The organism is Mesorhizobium sp. M1E.F.Ca.ET.041.01.1.1 (genome assembly GCF_003997355.1).
Taxonomy (GTDB): domain Bacteria; phylum Pseudomonadota; class Alphaproteobacteria; order Rhizobiales; family Rhizobiaceae; genus Mesorhizobium.
In genome coordinates this window covers 1-5,481 of sequence record NZ_RZSL01000423.1, presented here as the reverse complement: position 1 = coordinate 5,481, position 5,481 = coordinate 1, and the positions used below count along the sequence as shown (strand labels likewise).

Below are 5,481 nucleotides of genomic sequence, written 5' to 3'. Positions count from 1 at the left end.
GGGCGCCCGCCCAGGCGACGATTCCCGCCAATCCATAAATCATTGCTGTAGCCGCTCCGATGATAAAAACGGTCCACGCAATGGCTTTCCTGATCATTGCCGTCTTCCTGCATTTGGAGAGAAGATCGACCAGCCCATCATCCTGGCGAGCTTCTCCAGCGCGATGGAGCCGAGCTTGGAGTTGCCGTTCTCGTTAAGCCCGGGCGACCAGACGGCGAGCGAGGCCACGCCCGGCACGATCCCGAGAATGCCGCCGCCGACGCCGCTTTTTCCCGGAATGCCGACATGGAAGGCGAAGTCGCCGGAGCCGTCATAGTGGCCGCAGGTCAGCATCAGCGCGCCGATGCGGCGCGCGCGCTCGGCCGACACCACCGAATGCCCGGTCGCCGGATTCCGGCCGCCATTGGCGAGGAAACGGCCGGCCATGGCGAGCTGCCGGCAGCTCATTGCGATGGCGCAATGGTGGAAGTAGACGCCGAGCGCCAGCTCCGGCTCGTGGTGGAGATTGCCGAAGGATTTCATGTAGTTGGCCAGAGCGAAATTGCGGTAGCCGGTGGCGCGCTCGGAGGCCGCGACCTCGCGGTCGATGATGATCGCATCGTCGTCGGCGAGGAACTGGACGAAGCGCAGGATCTCGCCGATCGCCTCGCGCGGCTGATGGCCGGCAAGCAGGATGTCGGAGACGACAATGGCGCCGGCGTTGATGAACGGGTTGCGCGGAATGCCGTTCTCATGCTCGAGCTGGACGATCGAGTTGAACGGATTGCCGGACGGCTCGCGGCCGACGCGCTGCCATAGCGCGTCGCCGACCTTGCCCAGCGCCAAGGTCAGTGTGAAGACTTTCGAGACACTCTGGATCGAGAAGGGCTGGTCGGCGTCGCCGGCGAGGATGACGCGGCCGTCATTGGTGACAGCGGCGATGCCGAATTTCCTCGGATCGACCTTGCCGAGCTGCGGGATATAGGTGGCGACATCGCCGCGATCGGCGCGCTCGGCCATTTCGGCGGCAACCTCGGCCAGCGCTTGCTCGAGTTCCGGCATGGCGTCTATTTCAGCCAGCGTTCGATGCGGGCCAGCGCCTCGACCATGTCGTCGTGGCTGCCGGCATAGGAAAAGCGCATGGTGCGATGGCCCTGCAGCGGATCGAAGTCGCGGCCGGGCGTCGCCGCCACATGCGCCTCGGCCAGCATCTTGCGCGCGAACGCCATGCTGTCATTGGTGTGGCGGGTGACGTCGCAGAAGGCGTAGAAGGCGCCGTCCATGGGGGCGGCGAGCGCGAAGCCGAGCTCCGGCAGGCGCTTCATCAGAAGGTCGCGGTTCCAGGCATAGCGCGCCTTCACCTTCTCCAGCTCTTGCGTGGCCTTGAAGGCCTCGATCGCGGCGATCTGCGACAGTTCCGGCGGCGAGATATAGAGGCTCTGGGCAATGCGCTCGACTGGCCGCACCAACTCTTCCGGCAGGACCATCCAGCCGATGCGCCAACCGGTCATGCAGTAGTATTTCGAAAACGAGTTGATCACCGTCACGCCGGCACCAAAAGCCAACGCGCTGACATCCGGAGCGGCATAGGCCAGCCGGTGGTAGATTTCGTCCGAGATCACCGCGATGCCGAGTTCCTCGGCGGTCTTCACCAGCGCCGAAAGCTCTTCGGCCGGAATGACCGCGCCGGTCGGATTGGCGGGGCTGGCGAACAGCACACCCTTCAGCGGCTTTTCGCGATGCGCGCTCTTCAAGTGATCGGCATGCAGATAAGCATCCGACCCGAGTTCGATCTCGACGATCTCGATGCCGAGCGCGGCCATGATGTTGCGGTATGCCGGATAGCCGGGCGCCGCGATTGCGACGCGGTCGCCCGGGTCGAACATCGCCAGGAAAGCGAGGTTGAAGGCGGCGGACGAACCGGTGGTGACGGCGATCCGGCCGGGCGCGACATCGATCCCGTAGTGCTCGCCATAGTGCCCGGCGATCGCCTTGCGCAGGTCAGCGAGCCCCAAAGCGTCGGTATAGCCGATCCGACCGTGCCTAAGCGCCAGAGCGGCCGCTTCGCGGACGCCGGCCGGCGCCGGGTCCGACGGCTGGCCGACCGCCATCGATACCACGGGAACGCCGGAGGCCTTCAGCCGGTTGGCCTCGGCCAGAATATCCATGGCGTGGAACGGCTCGACCTCGCCGCGGCGTGAAAGCGAAACGACCATTTGACCTCTCGTCCAGCCTGCCAATTTGTTGGAGCAATTCGGGCCGAAAAACGGCTACGCGCTTTCCTGGAATTGCCCGGCTTGAATGGCAGCGCCGCACAAATGCCCGATTGATGTGGGGATCACAAGCGCGCAGGAAGTTATCGGCGCCGACTTTTCATCCTTCGCCCGCTCGTCTACCAGTGGACCTGTCATGTTGAGCCGACCCCGAACGATGATTGCCAGATCGAAAATTGCGCGAGCCGCGTGCGGATTCGCAACACTTCTGCTTGCTGCCGTGGTCGCAGTATCCGCTTCGGTGAATGCCTTCGCGCAAGGCGTACCCGTGGTGCGCGACGCCGAGATCGAAGCTCTGGTGCGCGACTATGCCCGGCCGATCTTCAAGGCGGCGGGCCTCGCAAATGACGGCATCGACATCGTTCTCGTCAACGATCAGAGCTTCAACGCCTTCGTCACCGGCCGCCGCCTGTTCATCAACACCGGGGCGCTGGTGGCGGCCGAAACGCCGAACGAGATCATCGGCGTCATCGCGCACGAGGCCGGCCACATCGCCGGCGGCCATCAGCAGAAACTGCGCGATCAGCTCGACCGCGCCAAAACCATGGCCATCATCGCCACGCTGCTCGGCGCCGGCGCGATGGTCGCCGGCGCCACGACCAACAGCCGCGGCCTTGCCGGCGCCGGCATGGGCGTCGCCGCTGGCGGCGGCGAGATGGCGCAGCGCAGCATCCTTGCCTATCAGCGAGGCGAAGAAATCACGGCCGACCGCTCGGCGATCACCTATCTCAACGCCACCGGCCAGTCCGGCATGGGCATGCTGAAGACCTTCGGCCGCTTCCAGAGCGCGCTGTCGCTGTCGGGCACACAGCTCGACCCTTACCGGATCAGCCATCCGATGCCGCAGGAGCGCATCGCCAATCTCGAAGCCCTGGTCAAGGCGAGCCCGTATGTCGACAATGTCGACCCGCCGACGCTGCAGCAGCGGCACGACATGATGCGCATCAAGATCGCCGCCTATATGCAGGGCCAGGCGGCCGTGTCGCGGCTGATGCGGAAGAACCCGACCAGCCTCGCCTCGCGCTACGGCGACGCGCAGCAGACCTATCTCTATGGCAATCCGGGCGCAGCGCTGACGAAGACCGCGGCATTGATCAAGGAACAGCCTAAGAACCCTTATTTCCAGGAGTTGCGCGGCGACATCCTGATGAAGGTCAACAAGCCCAAGGATGCCGCGGATGCCTATGCCAAGGCCGTCAGCCTCGACCCGGCGCGGTCCGGTTTGCTGATGGTCTCGCTCGGCCAGGCGCTGATGGCGGTCGGCACGCCGGATTCGGTGAAGAAGGCGGTGACCCAGCTCAACAACGGGATCGGGCGCGACAAGGAAAATGCGGAAGCCTATCGCTATCTGGCGCAGGCCTATGGCGAATTGGGACAAATCCCGGCCGCCGATCTTGCGACCGCGGAAGGCCACTACTATTCGGCCGACTACAAGAATGCGAAAATCTTCGCCATGCGCGCTCAACAGAAGTTGAAGCGCGGCGAGCCTGGCTGGCTTCGCGCGCAGGATATCATAAACTACACGCCATCGAACAAACTCAAATGAACCTCCCGGCCATGCGCGGCGACTAGAATGGGCCGGGATAGGCAGAAGGAAATGATCATGAACAAGGCAATCCTGCTCGGCAGCGCCGGCGTGGCGGTAGCGCTCGGCATGCTGGCATTCGGCTTCGTGGCAGGAAGCCCGCAGGCCGCGAAGGCCGATACGACGCAAGCCATCCAGGTGGCCTCCACGGACAGCAAGATCGACCGCAAGGAGGTCGAAGGCATCATCCGCGACTATCTGTTGAAGAACCCGGAGGTCCTGCTCGAGGTGCAGGACGCGCTCGAGGCCAAGCAGAAGGAAGAACAGCGGCTCGCCGCGCTCGGCGTCATCAAGGACGCGAAGGACGAGATCTTCAACTCCACCTTCGACGGCGTCGTCGGCAACCCGAGCGGCAAGGTCACCATCGTCGAGTTCTACGACTACAATTGCGGCTTCTGCAAACGCGCCATCGAGGACATGAAGGCGTTGACCAAGGCCGACCCGGATCTGCGCTTCGTGCTCAAGGAATTCCCGATCCTCAGCCCGGATTCGCAAAAGGCCAGCATGGTCTCGATGGCCTTCCACCTGATGATGCCGGAGAAGTACGGCGCCTTCCACACCGCGCTGCTCGGCGGCCAGGGCCGCGCCACCGAGGCGACCGCCATGAAGGTGGCGCTTTCGCTCGGCGCCGACGAAGCGAAGCTGCGCGAGAAGATGAAGGATCCGAGCATCAACGAGGCGCTCTCCCGGACCTACGACCTCGCCACCAAGCTGTCGATCACCGGCACCCCATCCTATGTGGTCGGCAACGAGGTGGTCTTCGGCGCGCTCGGACAGCAGGTCCTGGCAGAGAAGATCGAGCAGGCCAAGAGCGCGCTCTAGGCATAGAGAGGCGCGACAAGGGGCGGATTTCCGCCTGTTGTGGACAGCGAAAGAACGCACTTGCGCTCTTTTCGCGGGCGGCTATGCCCATTATAGAGGTCCGGCGCGCCGGCTTGGGGTCGGCGTTAAACAAGGTCGGCATTTTGAAAACGATTTTCGTCCTCAACGGTCCCAACCTCAATGCACTCGGCAAGCGCGAGCCGGGGATCTATGGCGGCAAGACGCTTGCGGCCATTGCCGAGGACTGCAAGGCCGCAGGCGCGGCGCTTGGGCTCGAGATCGATTTCCGCCAGTCCAACCACGAGGGTGACCTCGTCGACTGGATCCAGGAAGCCGGCGACAAGGCTGCTGGCATCGTCATCAATCCCGGCGCCTACGGCCACACCTCGATTGCCATCCACGACGCCATCCGCGCCGTCGCGCCGCTGCCCGTCGCTGAAGTCCATCTTTCCAATATCCACGCGCGGGAGCCTTTCCGGCACGTCTCCATGGTCGCTCCGGTCGCTGTCGGCATGATCTGCGGGTTCGGGCCGCTCGGCTACACGCTTGCGCTGCAGGCACTGGCGGCGCGCCTGTGACCGGCTCCCAAACAGAAGGCTCGAAAATGTCGATAAAGAAGAACGGTGTTGACCAGCAGCTGATCCGCGATCTGGCGGGCATACTGAACGACACCAACCTGACCGAGATCGAGGTCGAGCTCGGCGACCTGAAGGTGCGCGTGTCGCGCCAGTCGCAGGCCGTCCACGCGGTCGCCGCTCCGCTTCCTGTTCCAGCGGCGGCGATTGCCGCGCCGGCTCAGGCGGCAGCGGCGACCGCGTGGAC

Annotated in this window: 5 protein-coding genes and 1 pseudogene; 4 read left to right on the top strand and 2 right to left on the bottom strand. The window is 64.3% G+C overall.

What is annotated here, in order from left to right:
• Nucleotides 1-93: 93 nt before the first annotated feature.
• Together EOA38_RS26650 and EOA38_RS26645 are read right to left on the bottom strand one after the other, a co-directional pair.
• Nucleotides 94-1,041 (bottom strand): glutaminase, encoded by a 948-nt coding sequence (locus tag EOA38_RS26650; protein ID WP_189434912.1) that lies wholly within the window; start codon nt 1,039-1,041, stop codon nt 94-96.
• A gap of 5 nt (nt 1,042-1,046) precedes the next feature.
• Nucleotides 1,047-2,195: an aminotransferase class I/II-fold pyridoxal phosphate-dependent enzyme gene (locus EOA38_RS26645; protein ID WP_127300634.1), complete on the bottom strand. Its 1,149-nt coding sequence runs from the start codon at nt 2,193-2,195 to the stop codon at nt 1,047-1,049.
• Nucleotides 2,196-2,388: 193 nt separating this feature from the next.
• On the opposite strand from EOA38_RS26645, the gene EOA38_RS26640 reads away from it, so the two are divergent.
• From EOA38_RS26640 to EOA38_RS26625, 4 genes and pseudogenes are all read left to right on the top strand, one after another.
• Complete coding sequence (locus EOA38_RS26640) at nt 2,389-3,798, top strand: M48 family metalloprotease (protein WP_127300633.1); 1,410 nt, start codon at nt 2,389-2,391, stop codon at nt 3,796-3,798.
• A gap of 57 nt (nt 3,799-3,855) precedes the next feature.
• Nucleotides 3,856-4,659 (top strand): DsbA family protein, encoded by an 804-nt coding sequence (locus tag EOA38_RS26635; RefSeq protein ID WP_127300632.1) that lies wholly within the window; start codon nt 3,856-3,858, stop codon nt 4,657-4,659.
• Between the two features lie 143 nt (nt 4,660-4,802).
• Nucleotides 4,803-5,237, top strand: coding sequence for a type II 3-dehydroquinate dehydratase (aroQ, locus tag EOA38_RS26630; protein WP_127300631.1), 435 nt, complete (start codon nt 4,803-4,805; stop codon nt 5,235-5,237).
• Nucleotides 5,238-5,263: 26 nt separating this feature from the next.
• A pseudogene (locus EOA38_RS26625) lies at nt 5,264-5,481 on the top strand (acetyl-CoA carboxylase biotin carboxyl carrier protein); the annotation flags it as partial.

Coding starts and splice junctions, on each gene's coding strand:
- EOA38_RS26645 (WP_127300634.1), bottom strand. CDS start 2,195: ATGGTCGTTTCGCTTTCACGCCGCGGCGAGGTCGAGCCGTTCCACGCC.
- EOA38_RS26635 (WP_127300632.1), top strand. CDS start 3,856: ATGAACAAGGCAATCCTGCTCGGCAGCGCCGGCGTGGCGGTAGCGCTC.
- EOA38_RS26640 (WP_127300633.1), top strand. CDS start 2,389: ATGTTGAGCCGACCCCGAACGATGATTGCCAGATCGAAAATTGCGCGA.
- EOA38_RS26650 (WP_189434912.1), bottom strand. CDS start 1,041: ATGCCGGAACTCGAGCAAGCGCTGGCCGAGGTTGCCGCCGAAATGGCC.